Annotated in this window: 15 protein-coding genes; 5 read left to right on the top strand and 10 right to left on the bottom strand. The window is 38.1% G+C overall.

Going from position 1 to position 20378, the window contains the following annotated elements; genetic code table 11:
* Positions 1 to 26 precede the first annotated feature (26 nt).
* The 4 genes from H9N25_RS23090 to H9N25_RS23075 form a co-directional block, all read right to left on the bottom strand.
* Entirely contained in the window at positions 27 to 2213 is a 2187-nt protein-coding gene (locus tag H9N25_RS23090; protein WP_190327369.1) for a peptidase domain-containing ABC transporter, read from the bottom strand.
* A gap of 139 nt (positions 2214 to 2352) precedes the next feature.
* Positions 2353 to 2631, bottom strand: coding sequence for a hypothetical protein (locus tag H9N25_RS23085; protein ID WP_190327368.1), 279 nt, complete (start codon positions 2629 to 2631; stop codon positions 2353 to 2355).
* 154 nt (positions 2632 to 2785) lie between these two features.
* Positions 2786 to 4372, bottom strand: a complete 1587-nt coding sequence (locus H9N25_RS23080; RefSeq protein ID WP_190327367.1) for a vitamin K epoxide reductase family protein — start codon at positions 4370 to 4372, stop codon at positions 2786 to 2788.
* A gap of 140 nt (positions 4373 to 4512) precedes the next feature.
* On the bottom strand, positions 4513 to 4947 hold the full coding sequence (locus tag H9N25_RS23075) for a sterol desaturase family protein (protein WP_223833491.1): 435 nt from the start codon (positions 4945 to 4947) through the stop codon (positions 4513 to 4515).
* A gap of 167 nt (positions 4948 to 5114) precedes the next feature.
* Here H9N25_RS23075 and H9N25_RS23070 point away from each other — a divergent pair, with 167 nt between their 5' ends.
* From H9N25_RS23070 to H9N25_RS23050, 5 genes are all read left to right on the top strand, one after another.
* A complete protein-coding gene (locus H9N25_RS23070) occupies positions 5115 to 5726 on the top strand; it encodes a TetR/AcrR family transcriptional regulator (RefSeq protein WP_167296402.1) in 612 nt (203 codons plus the stop codon).
* Between the two features lie 87 nt (positions 5727 to 5813).
* A complete protein-coding gene (locus tag H9N25_RS23065; protein ID WP_169502541.1) occupies positions 5814 to 7154 on the top strand; it encodes a TolC family protein in 1341 nt (446 codons plus the stop codon).
* A 2-nt stretch (positions 7155 to 7156) separates the two neighbouring features.
* Positions 7157 to 8224, top strand: coding sequence for an efflux RND transporter periplasmic adaptor subunit (locus H9N25_RS23060; RefSeq protein ID WP_167296400.1), 1068 nt, complete (start codon positions 7157 to 7159; stop codon positions 8222 to 8224).
* 64 nt (positions 8225 to 8288) lie between these two features.
* A complete protein-coding gene (locus H9N25_RS23055) occupies positions 8289 to 11483 on the top strand; it encodes an efflux RND transporter permease subunit (protein WP_167296399.1) in 3195 nt (1064 codons plus the stop codon).
* A 207-nt stretch (positions 11484 to 11690) separates the two neighbouring features.
* Complete coding sequence (locus H9N25_RS23050; RefSeq protein ID WP_190327366.1) at positions 11691 to 12494, top strand: hypothetical protein; 804 nt, start codon at positions 11691 to 11693, stop codon at positions 12492 to 12494.
* 370 nt (positions 12495 to 12864) lie between these two features.
* On the opposite strand, the gene H9N25_RS23045 is transcribed toward H9N25_RS23050, so the two are convergent.
* The 6 genes from H9N25_RS23045 to H9N25_RS23020 form a co-directional block, all read right to left on the bottom strand.
* Complete coding sequence (locus H9N25_RS23045) at positions 12865 to 14073, bottom strand: MFS transporter (protein ID WP_169502544.1); 1209 nt, start codon at positions 14071 to 14073, stop codon at positions 12865 to 12867.
* Positions 14074 to 14183: 110 nt separating this feature from the next.
* The gene (locus tag H9N25_RS23040) at positions 14184 to 14837 is read right to left on the bottom strand and encodes a TenA family protein (RefSeq protein ID WP_169502545.1); all 654 of its coding nucleotides are present in this window, start codon (positions 14835 to 14837) and stop codon (positions 14184 to 14186) included.
* Complete coding sequence (gene thiD, locus H9N25_RS23035) at positions 14834 to 15652, bottom strand: bifunctional hydroxymethylpyrimidine kinase/phosphomethylpyrimidine kinase (protein ID WP_190327365.1); 819 nt, start codon at positions 15650 to 15652, stop codon at positions 14834 to 14836. The genes H9N25_RS23040 and thiD overlap by 4 nt, the downstream gene beginning before the upstream one ends.
* A 418-nt stretch (positions 15653 to 16070) precedes the next feature.
* The gene (locus H9N25_RS23030; RefSeq protein ID WP_190327364.1) at positions 16071 to 17618 is read right to left on the bottom strand and encodes a choice-of-anchor I family protein; all 1548 of its coding nucleotides are present in this window, start codon (positions 17616 to 17618) and stop codon (positions 16071 to 16073) included.
* A gap of 194 nt (positions 17619 to 17812) precedes the next feature.
* Positions 17813 to 19219: a dihydrolipoyl dehydrogenase gene (lpdA, locus tag H9N25_RS23025; RefSeq protein WP_190327363.1), complete on the bottom strand. Its 1407-nt coding sequence runs from the start codon at positions 19217 to 19219 to the stop codon at positions 17813 to 17815.
* Between the two features lie 331 nt (positions 19220 to 19550).
* On the bottom strand, positions 19551 to 20174 hold the full coding sequence (locus H9N25_RS23020) for a DUF2306 domain-containing protein (protein ID WP_190327362.1): 624 nt from the start codon (positions 20172 to 20174) through the stop codon (positions 19551 to 19553).
* Positions 20175 to 20378 lie beyond the last annotated feature (204 nt).

Genomic DNA, 20378 nt, shown 5'->3' with positions numbered 1-20378 from the left:
TTACTTTAATTTATTGTATTATCGATTTAAGACCCTAAATCCAGTTGATTCTTAACCAACTGATAATATTCTCCCTTTTTATAAGTCAGTTCTTCGTGTGTTCCCTGCTCTATTATCACCCCCTTATCTAATACCACAATGTTATCCGCATTTTTAACAGTACTTAATCTATGTGCCACCACCACTACCGTACGACCTTTGAAAAAACTCTCCAGGTTTTCCATAATTGCTTTTTCGTTATTCGCATCGAGTGCATTTGTCGCTTCGTCAAAAAAGATATATTCCGGATTTTTGTATACAGCCCTAGCAATTAAGATACGCTGCTTCTGCCCTTGACTAACACCATTACCTTCCGAGCCAATCTTAGTATCCAAACCTAAAGGCAGGCTTTCCACAAAATCATTAATATTAGCTACCTGGATGGCATGTTTTAATTTAGCCATGTCTGGATATTCATCTCCAACCGCAATATTTTTTGCAATACTATCTGAGAAGATAAAGCCATCCTGCATCACTACCCCACACAATCCCCGCCAGTACTTAAAACTTACTTGGTTCAAATAAGCGTTTCCAATTTTAATATCTCCTTTTTGCGGTTCATAGAAACGAAGTAAAAGTTTAAGAATCGTAGTTTTTCCGCTTCCGCTCATCCCTACAATAGCCGTAGTTTTACCTTCAGGTATATTCAGGTTTATTTGCGACAAAACAGGTTCGTTTCCTGCACCAGGGTAGGTAAAAGATAAATTTTGAAAGCTAACGCTTTTATCCAGTGGCAAATCCTTGATAAATTTTTTATCTATAGGCTCTTCATCATCCATTTCCCGGATTTCGTTTAAACGCTCCAATGAAATTTTAGCATCCTGTAGTTGTTGTATAAAACTCAGCATTTGCTCAATGGGGCTATTCAGCTGCCCAATAATATACTGAACCGCCATCATTGCCCCCAGTGTTAACTGTCCATCTATAACGGATTTAGCTACCAAGAAAGTAATAAGAATATTTTTACCCTCATTAATAAAAAATGTCCCTACCTGCTGATATTGACCGAGTGCCAAACTTTTTACATTAAAACGGAAAAGCCCTGCTTGAATGCGCTCCCATTCCCAGCGTTTTTGCTGTTCACAATTGTTCAGTTTAATTTCCTGCATACCATTAATCAGCTGTACAACCGCACTCTGATTTTTTGCCGAGATATCAAAGCGTTTAAAATCGAGGGCACGCCTTCTTTTCAGGAAAAATATAATCCACAAACTGTACAGCACACTGCTGACCAGGAAAATAATAAATATGGTAACATTATAATAAGCCAGTACAATTGCAAAAACAACCAGGTTAAACATCGAAAAAATAACATTTAACGTCGATCCGGTTAAAAAGCTCTCAATCCTTTTCTGATCATTCATGCGCTGTAAAATATCCCCGGTCATTTTGGTATCAAAATAGCCCATTGGCAATTTCATCAGTTTTATGAGAAAATCAGTTAGTATAGAAATGTTAATCCTTGTACTGATGTGTAACAAAATCCATGAACGTATAAAATCAACACTCATGCGACCAATAAACAACATGGTTTGGGCAATGAGGATGATGTAAATAAAATTAAGGTTACGGGTATTAATTCCTACATCGACAACCGATTGGGTAAGAAAGGGCAAAATAAGCTGTAATAAACTACCCACACCAAGACCAACAAAAAGCTGTATTACAAGCTGTTTATATGTATATAAATATTTTAAAAGGTAACTAATATCTAACCCCTGATTTTTATCTCCTTCCTGAATATAAAAATCGGGTGTTGGTGAAAGTATTAACATCACACCTTCATATTGTTCGAGAGAACTTGTACTTAACCAGTGTTTAGAAAATTCTTTTTGCGAGTATTCTATAAATCCTTTGGCAGGATCGGCGATGAAATATTTATCCCCTTTAATTTTATAGAGCACCACAAAGTGATTCTGATCCCAATGCAAAATTACCGGAAGCTCCACTTCTTTAACCTCACTCATAGGAACTTTAACACCTATTGTACGAAAACCAATTTTTTCGGCAGCTTCGCTAATGCCTAATAACGAAACACCTTCGCGGTTTATTCCCGAAATTTCACGTAATCGTTGTAAACTAAAATTTTTACCGAAGTATTTGCTGATCATGCGCAAACAGGTTGGACCACAGTCCATTTGATCAGGTTGTTTATATATGGGGAAGTTTTTCAACAGGTAGTTAGGCTTAATTAGTGCTATGCCAATATGTTAATATTACTGCTTTAAATAGCATTGTTTATCATAAATTTCAGAAATAGTCAACCAGGATAATAATTAACCTGGTTGACTATTTACTTTTCAAAGGAACTGATTAAACAGCAGTTTGATCATCGCATACGTAAGTTGATACACACTGTCCCGTACATTGTCCACCACATGGAGCACCGGCATCCCATGTTGCCACATCATATGGCTGTTGAGTTCCCCAAACTGGCGATGAATTAGGACTATTGTCTGGATAATAATAACCAGAAATACATACCGCATGATAAAAGGTTCCATTAGATGCATTGCATGGCTCACCACCGGGAACACCACCGCCCAACACATTTTTCATCTCAGCCTTACTGAGCAGATTAAGTTTTTTCATTTCTAGAATAATTTAGATTTGTTGCTTTAGATTTGCAGATCTTCACGCAGCCCCACTTTGGCGAAATGTATTTTATAACTGCATTTTCGTTATCAAGCCTACACTACTTCAAATAATCTAATAATTAAAACACTAGTTTAACTAAGATTTCTCTTTAGTTAATCAGATACTTTAGGTCTTCTAACCGATAAGGTTCCGGAAGTTTATATCCATTAATTAAAATCGTTGGTGTAAAGGTTATTTCTGCCATTTTGCACCAAGCCCTGTGTTTTTCTGTCACGTTCGCCACTTCATCCACAATTGTTACGGGAAATTGCTCTGCCCAACTTTCAAATTTCTTACTTGATTGATCGTACCAGGCATTTAAAGCTTTCTCTGTTACCTGTTGATCATTCATTAAACTCAATGCTGTAATGTGTCGGGCCATTTTAGTCCCTGAGTCGTGATCATGATCGGCCGTACTAAAAATAACTTTTAACTGAATATCATCTCTGGTCTGCAGCCATTCCTCTATTGTTTTATGTGCCCTGCTACATGGTCCACAGAAAGGATTGCTTACCATTGTAATTACTGTATCTGCTTCGGCGTTCCCCATTAAAACAGGCAAAAGTTCATCACTCACGGCATAACGAGGTTGATTGGTTAGAGCCTGTTTAAATAGGTCGCTATTGTATTTAAATGTTTTAAGCTGTTGCTGTATTGGTTTTAGTTGTGTAGATTCCAAAAAGAAAGGTTTAAGAAATGACCATACCACAATTGGAAAAAGAAAACAAATAGCGAAAAGCGCAATATTAATAAGTGAAAAATCAATGCTTATGAACAAATAACCGGAAGTAAGATTTATTATAAGTTCAAACCAAAGCAATGCTTGAACCGTACAGCACAATATACACCAGTTTTTATTTCTGTATTGATAGGAAATTGAATAAATGGTATATGGAATTGCAAGTACATTAAGCCACGCCAAAGTAGCAGTATTGGCAGGATTAATCAATAAGAGTAAAAAAGAGCCTGTAAAGTAAAAGAAGCCAACTTCGCTCCAACTTAGCCATGAAGTAATTTTTGCAGCATTAGACTTTAAAATAGCATTGCAATTATTTTTTCCTCCTAGACTACATAAATTTTGAACAAAGGGATTGTTTGAATTTATACTCTGAATTAACAGCAAAATACTTACGGTTATACCACTTAATTTGGTTAATGATAAGATTGCAGAAGACCACGATATATTTTGTTGATAAAATATCAATCCTAAAATACTGATTAATAATATTAAACCTGTTGGTAATATCAGACGTTGTAATAAGTATTTAAACTGATTTTGTTTGTAGTCTTTCTCACCACTTATCGCCGATGTCTCAGCATGAAGCGCGATACCGTCCCAGCGTTTTAAAAATTCATTCTCTGGCATGGTTGAGTTCTTGTGTTCCTCATCAGAAAACTGAACTACTCCAGAAGCAATGTTAGTGATCAGAACAAAACGCCCACCTTTTTCTGGGAAATGGGCAACAAACGGGAATAACAGCTCGTTTACATCATAATCCTCGCGCGGTATCCCAAATGCCTGATTTTCGATGTTCCAACTGGTTAAGCAGTCGCTTAAAGCAAGTAAACTCGGCGTTTCGGGATGGTCTGACAAACATGTTTCAACAGTTTTTGCCGTAACATTAATTTTCAGAGCCCTGATCAGAGATATTAATACACTTTCTAAATTTGATTTGGTTGCTTTGAATAATATCATGAGGCATTATTTAATGCCACAATATGAATATTTTTTTTCAACTATGATATACGTTAGTCATAAAATTATGTATTTTTTTATTTTTAATTACAACATAAAATAGACCATAATTGATATAAAAGTAAGACGTACTAACTTTATTATTGAATCTTTTTATTAAAGAACAGTAGTCCGAAAGCTTTTCCTTTATCCTTACCCCTGCTTTTGTGGTGTAGGTGGTGCGCTTTTCTCACGGCACGCAGATAGGCGCTATTACTTTTAAAAGTTGTAAAACGCCGGTGTACAAACCAATCGTGTACAATGAAATAAATCACACCATAAATGCTAATCCCTAAACCAATAAAAAATCCGTAACCGAAATTGTTTCGGTCTTTATACATCAGAAATAAGGAAACCACTGCGAACAGCAGGGCAAACAAATCGTTCCATTCGAAAAAGGATTTAGACTTTTGATGGTGGCTTTTATGCATAAACCACAGGGGACCGTGGAATAAATACTTGTGTATAAACCACGACAAACACTCCATGGAAATAATGGTAAATAGTACAATTAAAATGTTAATTAATACAGACAAATTTTCTAAATGATTGGTTTGTAAAGATATATAAACAGATCAAGAAGCAAAATTATGTCATAAAATTGTAAGCTTAATGCGCTTTTCAAAAAACCTTTCCTGACAAATCATTTTTTAGCACTATTTTTGACTAAAATATTAAAAAAGTCAGAAAGTAGAAAAGTAAAATGATTGTAGCCGATAAAAAGAGAGAGCAAATTATTGATGGCGCTATAAAACGCTTTATCCATTTTGGTATTGGTAAAACCACAATGAATGATATAGCAGAAGATCTTTCTGTTTCCAAACCATCGCTTTATTATTATTTCCCAGATAAGAAGCATTTAATAATTGGAGTGATAGAAAGGGTATTTAACGACTTCTTTGAGTTGATCAAAAAGAAATACAATCCCGATCAGCCTTTAGAAGAGATCCTTTTTAGCACCATAGATGTTAGAAATACCTTTTTTCAAAAATATTACATGTTAAGAATTAACGAAGGTATTCCTGATCTATTAAACGATGATGTGATAAAAGGCAAGTTAAACGCACTTAAAGGCTCCGAAAAAGAATTCTTTGCAGAAATTTTCAGTCAGGCAAAAACAAAAGGAGAAATAGAGCACGATGATACCGCACACGTTGCAGAACTTTACCTGGAAAGCTTGATGGGTCTTTGTACCATGTGTATTATGGAAACAGGTAAAGATCTTTTCCCGGATAAAAAAGCATTTAATAGAATGACGCTAAAGCAAAAGAACCTCACGACCATATTTGTGCGGGGTTTAAGGTGCGCAGACTAAATATAAAGCACAAAAGGACCCCTTATTACCTTTTAGCTCGGTAAAAACTTAAATAGATAAGAACCCAAAAACAAAAAACAATACATTATGCTTAGAGTAAAAACGGTAAAATTAATGCTCATACTGCTAATCGGTACGGTTTTACCGCAGCTGGCAGTTGCTCAGCAGCAAGTTACCTTAAAAGATGCGCTAACCTTTGCGCTCCAAAACAACACCAAAGTCCGAAACTCGAAACTGGATATCGAAGGCGGAAGATATAAGGTAGAAGAAGTAAGGGCCCAGGCCTTACCTCAGCTTACTGGAAACGTAGGCTTAACTTATAACCCTATTATCGGCCAGTTGGTTGCAAATTTCGGTGGACAAACACAGGCGATTAAGCTGGGCCAGAACTGGAATTCGACCGCAGGTGTTCAACTTTCACAACAGTTATTTAACCAACAGGTTTTTACCGGTTTACAGGCTGCGAGATCAAGCGAGGAATATTACAGCCTTACTTCAAAATTAACAGAAGAGCAGATAATCGAGCTGGTGGCCAACAATTACTACCAGGTTTTGGTAAACAGACAACAGTTAAATGTTATCGACACCAACATTAAAAATGTAAAGGTGGTGGAAAAAATTGTGGGTAACCAATATAAAAATGGTTTGGCAAGAAAAATTGATGTCGACCGTATTAGTGTGAACCTAACCAACCTGAACACGCAGCGCGAGCAGGTAATCAATGCGATTACCCAACTAGAAAATCAATTGAAATTTTCGATGGGCATGCCGGTTTCTACACCGATCAGTTTACCTGCTACCGAATTAACAGAAGTGACTACTTTACCTGTATTTACAGATTCTATAGATCTGGCCAACAGAACAGAGGTTAAACTTTTAGATAACCAGGATAAACTTTTATCACTACAAAGAAAAGCTTATGTTGCGGAATATTACCCATCACTGGCTTTAACGGGTAATTATACCTACTCGAGCCAAAGCGATGGTTTCGATTTCTTAAAATCGAATGCTGCTGCGATCGGATATGGCGCATCGGCAATTGGCTTAACTTTAAAAGTGCCGATTTTTAACGGTTTTCTAACGCGTTCAAAAATCCGCCAGGCAGATGTAGATATTAGAAAAGCGAAAGAAAACAGAAAAGAATCTGTAAACTCTTTAAATCTGGCTTATGAGAACGCGAAGATCCAATTGCGCAATAACATCAACACCATTAAATCGCAACGTAAAAATGCCGATTTAGCGCAAGAAATCTACAAAAGCACCCAAAACAACTATAACAACGGTTTGGCTTCTTTAACCGATCTTCTGGATACAGAAAATGCACTTACATCGGCACAGAACAGCTACACACAGGCTTTATTGAATTACAAAATAGCCGAAATACAATTAATCAAATCAAACGGAAATATTAAATCGCTAGTACAATAGAAATGAAAAGAGTAATTACCATAATTATCGTAGTTGTTGTTGCCCTTGGTGCAATAGCTTATGTTTTAAGCAACAATAAAAAGAAGAACGAAGAAAAAACTGCTTTCATTGCCAAAGGTGGTGGCGCTGTTGCCGTTCGTGTTGCTCAGGTAGAGAGAAAAGCTGTGAATTTAGATTTCAGTGCAAACGGAAACTTTATTCCTAAACAAGAACTTAACTTCTTATCAGAAAATGCAGGTCGTGTTACAGCTATTTATGTTGACGAAGGCGATCGTGTAAGCAAAGGACAGGTTTTAGCCCGTGTTGATGCTGAAATTATCAATACAGATAGAGAAACTGCAGAAGCTAACTACCAGAACGCAGTAAAAGATGAGGCCAGATACCAAAGCTCTTTTCAAACTGGCGGTGTTACCCAACAGCAGTTAGACCAGGCTAAACTGGCTACAAGAAATGCAAAGCTTCGCTTACAGGCTTCACAAAGAAGATTAAGTGATGCGAATATTAAATCGCCAATCAACGGTATTGTGAACAAAAGATACATCGAAGTTGGTGCTTTCGTAAATACTCAAGGCACTCAATTGTTCGAACTGGTTGATGTTTCTAAATTAAAATTGAAGGTAAACGTGAACGAATCGCAGGTTGCCAATCTTAAAATCGGCGATCAGATCGAGATCAAATCTTCAGTTTTCCCAACTGATAATTTCTCTGGAAAGATAACTTTCATCGCTGCTAAAGCTGATGCAACACTAAACTTCCCAATTGAAATTGAAGTTGAGAATAGCCACAAAAACACTTTAAAAGCCGGTATGTACGGAACTGCCATATTTAAGTTTCCTAAACAAGCACCAAGCATCCTCATTCCACGTACTTCGTTTGTGGGAAGTGTGAGCAGCAATCAGGTTTTCGTGTTGGATAAATCTAACAACACATCTAAAACCCGTAACGTTGTAGCAGGCCGTATTTTAGGAGATAATGTTGAAATTCTTGATGGCTTAAAAGAAGGTGAAACTGTAATCACTAGTGGACAGATTAACTTAACTGAGGGCGCTGCCGTTAGTATCGTAAAGTAGGTTAGAGGAATTTTTCGGCTTTAAAAACGCGATACGCCAATCGCAAAACGCAATACTAATTAAAATGAAGATAACAGACATATCTATAAAAAGGCCTTCGCTGGTGATTGTGGTATTTACCGCACTTACCTTGCTTGGGCTACTAAGTTACTTTTCGTTGGGTTATGAATTACTTCCAAAATTCTCTAACAACGTAGTATCTATTTCGACCATCTACCCTGGTGCTTCACCAAACGAGGTTGAAAACACCGTAACCAAAAAGATCGAGGATGCCGTATCATCAATGGAAAACATCAAGAAGATCAACTCTGTATCGTTTGAGAGTTTATCTACAGTTACGATTACCTTAACTGATGCAGCAAACATCGATATTTCCTTAAATGATGCACAAAGAAAGGTTAATGCCATTCTTTCTCAATTACCTGAAGATGTTAAAACGCCGTCATTGAGTAAATTCTCATTAGACGATTTACCGGTTATCACCATGTCGGCATCTGCCAATATGGATGATATTACCTTTTACGATTTAATTGATAAACGTATTGCTCCTGTAATTTCGAGGGTAAATGGTATTGCGCAGGTTAACTTAGTTGGTGGTTCGGAACGCGAAATTCAGGTTTCGTTAATTGCTGATAAACTACAAGGTTACAATCTTTCAGTTCCACAAGTGCAGCAATTAATTTTGAGTTCTAACCTAGATTTCCCTACAGGAAGTGTTAAAACCCAGAACCAAGATGTATTGATCCGTTTATCGGGTAAATACAGAAGTATGGAAGAATTAAGAAACCTGGTTTTAACCACTACCAAAGATGGTGCACAGATCCGTTTAGGTGACGTTGCCGACGTTCAGGATTCGCAAAAAGAAACTGAAAAACTAGCACGTATCGATCGTAAAGCATCTATCGCCATCCAGATTATCAAACAAAGTGATGCGAATGCGGTAGAAGTGAGTAAAGGTGTACACGCCATTATTGCTAAACTTAAAGATGAATACAAGGCTAATAACCTCGACATCAGAATTGTAAACGATAGTTCAATCTTTACTTTAGAATCTGCTGATGCGGTAATCCACGATTTAATTCTGGCGGTTATCCTGGTGGCTTTCGTAATGCTTTTCTTCTTGCACAGTTTACGTAACGCGATCATTGTAATGGTATCAATTCCGGTTTCATTAATTGCAACCTTTATCGGGATCAGCTTATTCGGCTTTACCTTAAACTTAATGTCGCTACTGGGGCTATCACTCGTGGTAGGTATCCTGGTGGATGATGCGATTGTGGTACTGGAAAATATCCAGCGACACATGGAGATGGGTAAAAACAAGGTGCGTGCAGCATCTGATGCAACACGTGAAATTGGTTTTACAGTAGTATCCATTACGTTCGTAATTGTGGTGGTGTTCTTCCCAATTGCGGTAAGTACCGGTTTAGTTTCAAACATCCTACGCCAGTTCTGTATTGTGGTAATTATTGCAACGTTACTTTCATTAGTGGCGTCATTTACTATTGTACCGCTTATCTTCTCTCGTTTTGGTAAGTTAGAACGTATTGAAGGTAAAAACTTATTTGGCCGTTTCATTCTCTGGTTCGAAAAACAGTTAAAGAAATTTACCCTTTGGATTACCAGCATTTTAACATGGTCGTTAAACCACAAAGCCTTAACATTAATTATTGTTGTGGTGATGTTTTTTAGCTCATGTGGATTATTGGTAGGCGGATTTATCGGTTCTGAATTCTTCCCTAAATCAGATAAAGGTGAGTTCTTGGTGCAGTTGGAGTTACCTAAAGATGCTTCTTTAGAGCAAACCAACTTTTTAACGCAAAAAGCTGAAGCTTTCTTAGATAAACAACCAGAAATTACACAGTTAATTACTACTGTAGGCCAATCAACCGGTGACTTTGGTGGTACACAGGCAACGGCTTATAAATCGGAAATTAACGTTAAACTTGTTGAACGCGATCAGCGTAAAGGAGTTTCATCAGATATTTTCGCAACCAAAATGAGTCGTGCACTGGCTAAAGAATTAATTGGTGCAAAAGTAAAAACTGTTCCGATCAGTATTTTGGGTATTGCAGAAAATGCACCGATCCAGCTGGTGGTAATGGGTTCTGATTTGGATAGCGCTTTAAAATATGCAGAAGGTGCACAAAAGGTACTTGCTTCTATTCCGGGTGCTACAGAGATTAAATTATCGGTAGAGAAAGGAACGCCTGAGATTAACGTTCAGGTAGACCGCGATAAGATGTCGGCAGTTGGCCTAACTTTGCAAACTGTAGGTTCTACCATGCAGACTGCTTTTGCGGGTAATACTGATGGTAAATACCGTAAAGGGGAGTATGAGTACGATATTAATATCCAGTATCAAAACTTCAACCGCCAGAATATTGATGACGTACGTAACCTGATTTTTGTAAACAATGCTGGTGCACAGATCAAATTATCACAATTTGCAACCATTACAGAAGGTTCTGGTCCGAGCCAGTTAGAGCGTTTAAATAAATCTACTTCCGTATCAGTTAAGGCACAGTCAATCGGTAGACCAACCGGAACGGTGGTTGCAGAGTTCCAGGCGAAACTAGAAGAGCTGCAAAAAAATGGCAAGCTTAAAGCACCAATTGGCGTAAGTTATAGCTGGGCGGGTGATCAGGAGAACCAGAGCGAAGGTTTTGGTACTTTAGGTATCGCTTTATTGGCTTCTATCATTTTGGTTTACCTGATTATGGTTGCGCTTTACGATAGTTTTATCTATCCACTGGTAGTAATGTTCTCGCTGCCTCTGGCGGTAATCGGAGCATTGTTAGCCCTGGCTTTAACCAATAACTCAATCGGTATCTTTACCATTTTAGGTTTAATTATGTTGATGGGTCTGGTAGCGAAAAATGCGATTATCCTGGTCGATTTTACCAACCACCTAAAGGCCGAAGGTAAAGAGACCAAAGAAGCACTTGTGCTGGCCAACCACGCACGTTTACGACCAATCTTAATGACAACTATCGCCATGGTATTTGGTATGCTTCCAATTGCTTTGGCAAGCGGGGCAGGTGCCGAATGGAAAAATGGTTTGGCATGGGTTATTGTAGGTGGATTAACCAGTTCATTGTTTTTAACTTTAATTGTAGTACCGGTGGTATACTTAATATTCGATAGGATGTTAGAGCGCCTTGGCTTCAATAAAAAAGGAAAAACTATCGATGAGTTAATGGTTGAACCATATGATCATAAAGATGTGAATGAATACGATTTAGATCACGGACATTAATTAACATCCAGATTAACAATCAATTTAGCCCCGACCCCAAATCGGGGCTTTTTTGTGGAGTTTCGAACGGAACGCTAACATGGCTCGTTTCCCCATGGACCATTCTGTGTCCTTTCACCGAAAAGAGGCAGCACCACTTTACTGCCCAGATAATTATACAACATTGTCTCCAAACAAATAATGGCGCAACATTGTATATTAGGCATTATGTTCAAAATCATTCTTAGCCTGTTCCTAATCTGTTCTACGCTCCTTGTAAAAGCTCAACATCCACCTGTTTTTGCAGCAATGCGTAGCGACTCAAGTTTCGTTAAACTTTGTAATTTGGATATCACCTTAGTAAAATACAGCTATAAACCCAATGGCGTAAAGTTTTTAGTGGTACATGACAATGAGGACACTGGCGTAAAGGCTGGTTTTGATTATATCCGCTGGTACGGTGGCGAACTGATTGACAGTCAGTATGGCGCAGTGAGGGATTATTATTTCACCTATATGGATGATCAATATCGGATAGATCCAAATGCTATTTATACCGAAGTAGGTGTAAATACAAGGTTAAAAAAAAATCAGTTCAGCTCTAATGAAGTTGAAAAAGCCATTTTAAACGCAGGAAAGCAAATTGTCGATTTTTACGATCCAAAAGCTACGGGTTATTTTTTAACCCTTCATAACAATGCCGATGGTGGCTTTGGTATTTCATCTTATTTACCAGGTTACGATTTAGCTAGCACCGCCGATTCGGTTTACATCAACTTCCAAATGGATGGAGACGATCTTATTTATGTAACCGAGCCGAGATTATTCAGCAGTTTAAAAAAGGCCAATGTGAATGTCATTCTTCAATCTAAATTTGTCTCCAATGATGGTTCTCTTTCGGTTTATGCCCTGCAAAATAATATTCCTTATATCAATGTAGAAGTGCAGCACGGGCATCTGGAAGAAAATTTAAGGTTGATCGAGCTCGCGGTTGCAGCCTTAAAAGAACACAGTTTGGTGAAGAAAGAGTAGATTACTAAGCATTTTCATAGCTATCCTTACTAACTTTTTGATATTTATGTACAGGCAGCGTGCTCCAAATGAAAATGATTGTTTTAAAATTAGGAAATGATTGGCCTGTGGTTCTTGGAGGGCAACAGTCCCGCCTTACGCTTTACTCCGTTGCACTTCGTGTTCGCTCCAGTCAGGTTTAGAAACAGGGGTTTGTGCACCATGCACCGATCAAATAAAAAACCGTCGTGTCCCTTTAGCCCCGATTGAAGCGGTATCCTGCAGCAACGAGGAACGAGGAAGCATACAAGCGAAAAACGGGAAGGAACCCTCTTTTATGTACAGGTACGGCGCTCCAAATAATCGATATATTTTTTCAAGAAATGAAATCCTAATTTATAGTCTTAATTTTCGTGACCAAAAAAGTAATCAGCAGGCCAAAAACGGAAATGATACCGAAAGAATAACGCAGGCTAGATAGTTGCGAAACATAGCCTATTAATGGTGGGCCAAACAGAAATGCGAAATAACCAATACTCGAAACCATGGTTATAGCTTTACCAGCCGGCACTTTTTTATTGTTACCAGCGATGCTATATACCATTGGCACAATACTCGAAACGCCGAAACCAATAAGCATAAAGCCAAAAATGGCGACGACAATTTCCGGGAATATTACGGCAAGCGCCATACCTATCGATATAATGGCACCACTAATTTGCAAAAGATTTTTCCGCCCGAATTTACCGATTAAAAACACCCCTAAAAACCTTCCGCTCGCCATCATAAACATAAACGATGCATAACCAATAATCGCCTTATTATGTGGTAATTTCACCACATCTTCGAAATAAATAGCACTCCAATCGAACATTGTTCCTTCGGTAGCCATACTACAAAATGCGATAACGCCCAACAGCACTAAAATGCCTTGTGGCATAGTAAAAAATTTTGTTTTCTCAACAGGAGCATCGGGCCGATTATTATGGTCTAACAATTTTTTCGAACTAAACACTACATTTGTTAGCGATATTAAGGCAATAATCCAGAAGTGGGTGTACATCCCCAATTTTAAATTCACCAAACCTAAAGCAATTAAAGCACCGGTTAAATTACCAATACTCCAGGCCCCGTGGAAAGAACTCATAATGGGTTTGCCATAATAATTTTCGCCTGCAACCCCCTGGGTATTTAAAGCAATATTGCAAAGATTACCCGTTATACCAAACAGCACCAAAAAGGCTGCCAACTGCCAACCAGTGGTAGCCAGGGCCAAAAAAGTTAATGCAATAGCATAAAGCGGTGCAGTTGCCCGAAGCATTTTTTTGCTCCCAAAATGAGTGGTCAGTTTTGCAGAAAAAAACATCGTAATAATCTGTCCTGCAGGTAGCGCAAAAAGAATAGAGCCTAGTTCGGCATCGTTTAGGCCCATTGATGCTTTAAAAGTCGGAATCCTACTGGCCCAACTTGCAAAACACACCCCTTGCATAAAGTAAAAGGCAGATATGGCAAATCGTACTTGTTTCGGAGAGCTTTGCGCTAATACAGGTTTATCTTCTTGTTTATCTAAAATTTCCTGTTCTTGCGTGCTTTCTTCCAAAGTGATGTTTTAAATTATACAATGAACTGCAAAGTTCTTTAAATCTATTGGAAATACCCACAAATTTTTAACATTTTATTAAAATATTTATACTTCATGGGGCTAAAATCTTAGATTTTCCATTTTTCGAGTTCATAAGCACTGTCCCAAAACATCCATTCTAAACGGGTTGCCATTTCAAAAACTGCCAGCATTTTTTGTTGAGTTGCTGCATTAGCCTGCGCGGCCAGTTGATCGGCGATATCAATCGCTTTTTCTACTGCTGAAGCAAACTCAACGCCTGCATACATATCGATCCATCTTTTATAGGGATTTTGATTGTCGGTCTGTTGTGCAAAAATATGGTCACCAACTGCCTTATAGATCCAAAAGCATGGCAAAACGGCTGCTACTGCTATTTCTACATTGGCGTACGCAGCCTGGCTAAGAATATAATTGGTATACAAAAGTGTAGATGGAGTAGGTTGCACTTCGTTTGCTAAACCAAATTCTACAAAATAACTTTCGTGCAGACTACGCTCGGCAAAAATGGCACCTGTAGAAAATCCGGCAAAAGCCATCACCAAATCTGCGTCTTGCATACGGCCACTAATGGTGCTTAAAGTTCTTCCAAATTCCAATAAGTAATAGGCATCTTGTGCCAGGTAGAAAATAAATTTTTCCTTTGGCAAAGTACCATCACTTAGCTCCAGGTTAAAAGGCATGGTTAAAATTTTGTTATAGATGGGTTTAACCCTTTCCCAGGCATCGTCGCTCCACTTCATTGAATAATTAATTTTAAAGGTTCAAAAAAGTGGTTTAGCGGTCCATTACCTTCACCTGTTTTTACTTCACTACCTGCTTGCAGGGCCTGACTAATGTAGTTTTTTGCATTTTTAATTGCAGCCAGCAACGTTTTGCCTTTAGCCATTTCGGCAGCTATAGCTGATGAAAGCGTACAGCCCGTTCCATGTAGATTTTTAGAAGCAATAAAAGTACTTTCGAGTATAACGGGAGCATCGCTTCCGCAAATTAAAACATCATAAATTACCGGACCTATTAAATGCCCTCCTTTAACCAGAACAGCTTTTGCCCCTTTTTCAATAATTTTCTTACCCGCAGCAATCATATCATCGAGGTTATGAATGGGTTGTTCGGCAAGGATAACCGCTTCATCAATATTCGGAGTAACCAGGCTTACTAAAGGAAACAATTTGTTAATTAATTGCTCAACAGTATCAGGCGCTATCAATTTATGACCACTGGTAGCTATCATAACGGGATCTAAAATAACAGGTACTTTCGGCAGGTAATTCTTAAGTTCTGTTTCAATTATACCAACCACTTCTGCCAGGTTAATCATTCCGATTTTAATGGCTACTGGTGCTATATCATCCAATACCGCTTGTAACTGATCTTTAATTATTTCGGCTGGGATGCCGTGCACTGAGCGCACTCCCATTGTATTCTGCGCCGTTACCGCTGTAATTACCGATGTACCAAAACAGCCCAAGGCAGAAAAGGTTTTTAAATCGGCCTGAATGCCTGCACCACCGCCACTATCCGAGCCGGCTATTGTTAATACATTAATATAATTCATTGCTAAAGACTTCATTTTGTTGTACAACTTCAGGAGTCTTCAAATGCAGCATGCATTTTTACGCAATTTTTTTGCAGACAAACTAATTTCCTACGCCGGCATGATCCGGATCAGGTTCATTTATAGGGTATAAGATTTAAGGCGTAGGGCATAGGGTTTTTAACCTTCCGCCTTTTATCTTTTATCTTCTACCTATAAAATGGGTATATTCTCAGCCAACTTATTTGAAGGCACCCCTAAAGTTTTATTTTGTTTGCAATATAGTGCTTAGTTTTTATTCTTCGTTTATAGAAATGAATTATAAGCGAAAAGTTGGCAACTTAACAGCGAAAGGCCCATTAAAATTGACAACTCTAAAAAGCAAAAACCCCGATTTTACATCGGGGCTAAAAACATAATAATTAATAAGGGATAGCATCTATATTTTGTCGGGCTGATAGAACCGAACGGTACCATCTCCTTCATTTGAAACAATTAATAAACTTCTGCCGTTCGGACTATCTTTTGGTTTAACAAACATTAAACCCTCAGGCGCATCGCCTGTAGAGCATAACTGAACAAATTTTGGTGCCGCTGGACTGGTCACATCATAAATGGCGATTGCATCTGCACGTTCCAGACCAATAAAAGCCAGAGTTTGTCCGTTTACTTGTGCAATAGTTACACTTTCTACTTCTACGCCTTTATTATCCGAGCGATCATCATCGTATTTACCGGCATCAATTACGTGTTGCTCAAGGTCTTTACCGATGTTGGTTACCAAAGCTCCTGTATTTGCATTAAGAATACTCACAGATCTTCCTCCGGTTGAAAATAATTCCTGATACACTTTGTTTGTACCAACCATAGTAAAACCAGCTGTATTGGTTACAGTAAGCCTTCCCAAATTCGCATCTAACTGCAGGGTTGCAGCATTAGGAAACTTAGCCGGATCTAACATCAGATCTTTTACGCGTACTTCTTCTTTCGCTTCTTTTGGTGTATAGTCCTGGCGGGTATCGCCTTCATTTGCCAGCGCCAGATAGGCCGTACCATTAGCAGTAAAATAAGAGATTGCATCTGGCAGGTAATAAGCTTTTATTGGCCATGTACCCAAAACTTTTTTACCATCTTTATCACTAACATCGAAAGCATTTTCAGCCAGGTTAATATCCCTTGTACCTAATGGAATAATCTTCGTAATGGTTCCTGCTAAGATATCAACTTCAGCAACACCGTTGTTTTCCTGTAAGGTAACATAAGCCTTCTTAGAATCGCTGCTTACCGCAATGTATTCTGGCTCAATATCCTGGGCAAAACTCGCATTATAACCATAAATCCTGAAACCACCAGCCAGTAATGTAGCTTTTTGTGATTCAAAGGCCGAGAAATCAAGCGTTTTTACCGAATAATTATCTTTGATATTAATAATAGAAATAGTGCCTTTAGGATCAACCGTATAAGCCAGGTTCGGTTCACCTTCGTTGGCAGATAAAATGTAGTTGCCATCTGGACTAAAAGTTACCATATCTGGCATGGCACCTACTGTAATTTTTTTAACTTCTGATAAATCTGACGTTTTAAGCACGAAAACATCACCATTGCCCTGCTTATCAGCTCCATCTAAAGTGATTGCCAATAAACCGTTACTAATTGCTACGCTATTAATACCAGCGTTGGCTGCAAAGGTTAAGGTTTGCAATTTTGTAACAGTTGGATACTTGCTCATGTCTACCACATCAACTTTGGTTCCCCCATCATTACTCACTACAAATAATCTTTTCGTTAAGGGATCGTATGCAGAAATCTCTGAAGCGAATTCTCCACCTAAATCAATAGAGGCAGTTTCTTTAAAACTGTCGATTTTTTCAGGAACGATAGCTTCAATTGGAGGATCTACAATCGGATCATCAGTTGAATCTTTTTTGCAGGCAGCAATTGCCAACGACGCAATAAGAATTGCACCAAATAGTTTTTTACAGTTCATGGTTTTAATATCTGAACCGCAAAAATAAATTGCTAAAATGCTGTTTTTTAGGCGCTAATTGTTATCATTTTATTAAGAAAATATAAAGGAAATAAAAACAAAAAATCCCAATATAAATATCGGGATTTTTCTATCATTCACTAAACAGTTATTGAAACAAGTTCAGTATGACGCCTCGTGATTAAAAGCTATTTTTAAATGTGTATTGCTCTGTTATCAGTTGCAGCTAAAGCAGCTTCTTTTAACGCTTCGGTATAGGTTGGATGTGCATGGCAGGTGCGTGCAATATCTTCTGCAGATGCACGGAATTCCATTGCAATAACCGCCTCGGCAATCATATCTGCGGCACGCGGACCAATCATGTGTACACCTAAAACTTCATCTGTTTCGGCATCGGCCAAAACTTTAATGAAACCATCGGTATCCATACTCGCTTTCGCACGTCCGCTGGCTTTGAAAGGGAATGAACCTGCTTTATATTTAACACCTTTTTCTTTTAACTGCTCTTCGGTTAAACCTACAGAGGCAACCTCTGGCCAAGTATAAACCACTCCAGGAATTAAGTTATAATTGATATGTGGTTTCTGGCCTGCAATTGTTTCAGCAACATATGTACCTTCATCTTCTGCTTTGTGTGCCAACATTGCACCGGTAATTACATCGCCAATAGCGTAAACACCTTTAACAGAAGTTTCTAAATGCTCATTAACCGGAATTTTTTTACCTCTTTCTTCAACAGTGATACCGATTTTATCTAAACCTAAACCTTCGCTATAAGCCGTACGGCCAACAGCAACGATACAATAATCGGCTTCTAAAGAAATGGATTCGCCTTTAGGTGTTTCAGCCGTAACGGTTACGGTTTTACCTTTAGTGGTAGCACCGGTAACTTTGTGCCCCATGTAAAACTCCATGCCCAAAGTTTTCTTTAACACACGTTGCAATTCTTTGCCCAAACCAGCATCCATAGTACTGATGATAGATGGTAAAAACTCAACAACAGAAACTTTTGTACCCAAACGGGCATATACCGAACCTAACTCTAAACCAATTACACCACCACCGATTACGACCATCGTTTTTGGTACTTCTTTAATATTTAAAGCCTCAGTTGAGGTGATAATGCGTTTTTTATCGATTGGTAAAAATGGTAAAGCTGTTGGTTTAGAACCTGTAGCAATGATTACATTTTTAGCTGACAACGTCTCTGTAGAGCCATCGGCTTTAGTTACCAGAATGGTGTTTTTATCAACAAAAGAACCAACACCTTCGAAAGAATCGATTTTATTTTTCTTGAACAAATAAGTGATACCGGCAGTGTTCTGAGCAACAACATCGTCTTTACGGGCAATCATTTGTTTCATATCAACCTTTAAATCTTTTAAGTTGATACCATGGGTAGTGAATGTGTGGGCAGCGTTGTGAAAATGCTCTGAAGAATCTAATAAAGCTTTAGATGGGATACAACCTACGTTTAAGCAAGTACCTCCAAAAGTTTTATATTTTTCGACAACTGCAGTTTTTAAACCTAACTGAGCACAACGGATTGCGCCTACATAACCGCCCGGCCCTGAACCGATAACAACGACATCGTATTGCATAATTTTATGAGAATTTTGATTAGCCAAATGTAGGGAAAAAAGGCGGAAAGCTGAAAGTCGATTGGGTAATAGTCTTGCAATCATAGCCATCGGTATATAGCTTATTAGTTCATAACTATAAACAATGCGTCATTACTAAGGCCAAACAGGATAATCTCATAAAGTTAAAATATCGATAAATTACTGAGCATAAAAACATTTTACTTTAAGACTATAAAATATTTGGTTGGGCGCAATAAACAAATAGCTAAGTTGGGCTAAGTCTTTGACGTTTTGCGTTAATTAACCAATTATACTATCAGCCATGAACCAGTTATAAATGAACTATTGACTAATGAACAACTGAATCAATATTAGTTGTTTTTCTTGTTAACAAATAGGCAACAATCAAATTTGGAATCCAGCATAACCAGGCAACAACCAGGTAGGCTTTTGAAAAATCGCCATAAACCATTGTCAAAATTGGCAGCCAAATTCTTAATGTTACAGCAGCAAAACAAGCCGCATAACTATAAACCATCATTTTTTGATGTTGTTCAACTGCTCCGCGTTTAATATATAAATAAGCCTTTAAGGTAGTGTAAAACCAAATGATGCCTAAGCAAATAAAGCCTGTTGAAGAAATCCACCCACCTGTTGCAAAAAAGCCAATATAAATACCCGCTAATGCGCTAAGCAGTACAGCGACCACATAAACTTTGCCCAGTTTTCGGTGAAGTGCCATACGCCTATTTCTCATTTTCGGACTAAATTGTGTCCAACCAATCAATAAAGCGATTCCTCCGAAAATGATATGCATATAAAAACCAATGTTCCAGAAAGTATTGGCCAACAACTCAACCGACTTTGAATTTAACAATCCAAATTTCCTGTCCATCAAAAAATAAATCATTGGGTAGAGCCCAATCAGCAATGCGAAGGTTGCAAATAAAATCCATAATCCTTTTTTTACCATACAAAGTTCTATTGCTTTATACTAAGCTAGGTAATTTCCAAGAACTAAATCAATTCCTTTTGCAATATAAATTCTTTCGCAGAGGAACATTTCTTTCTGGTTAAACAAGAGCATTGCCAATAAAAATGGCTGGTATTGCTACCAGCCATCACATTAACTCAACTAACAAACTCAATTTCTAGTTCTGCCTTTACTTCTTCCGCA

It is taken from the genome of Pedobacter riviphilus (assembly GCF_014692875.1).
Classification (GTDB): domain Bacteria; phylum Bacteroidota; class Bacteroidia; order Sphingobacteriales; family Sphingobacteriaceae; genus Pedobacter; species Pedobacter riviphilus.
The sequence above is the reverse complement of the archived record's forward strand: the minus strand, read 5'-3'. Positions and strand labels throughout refer to the sequence as shown.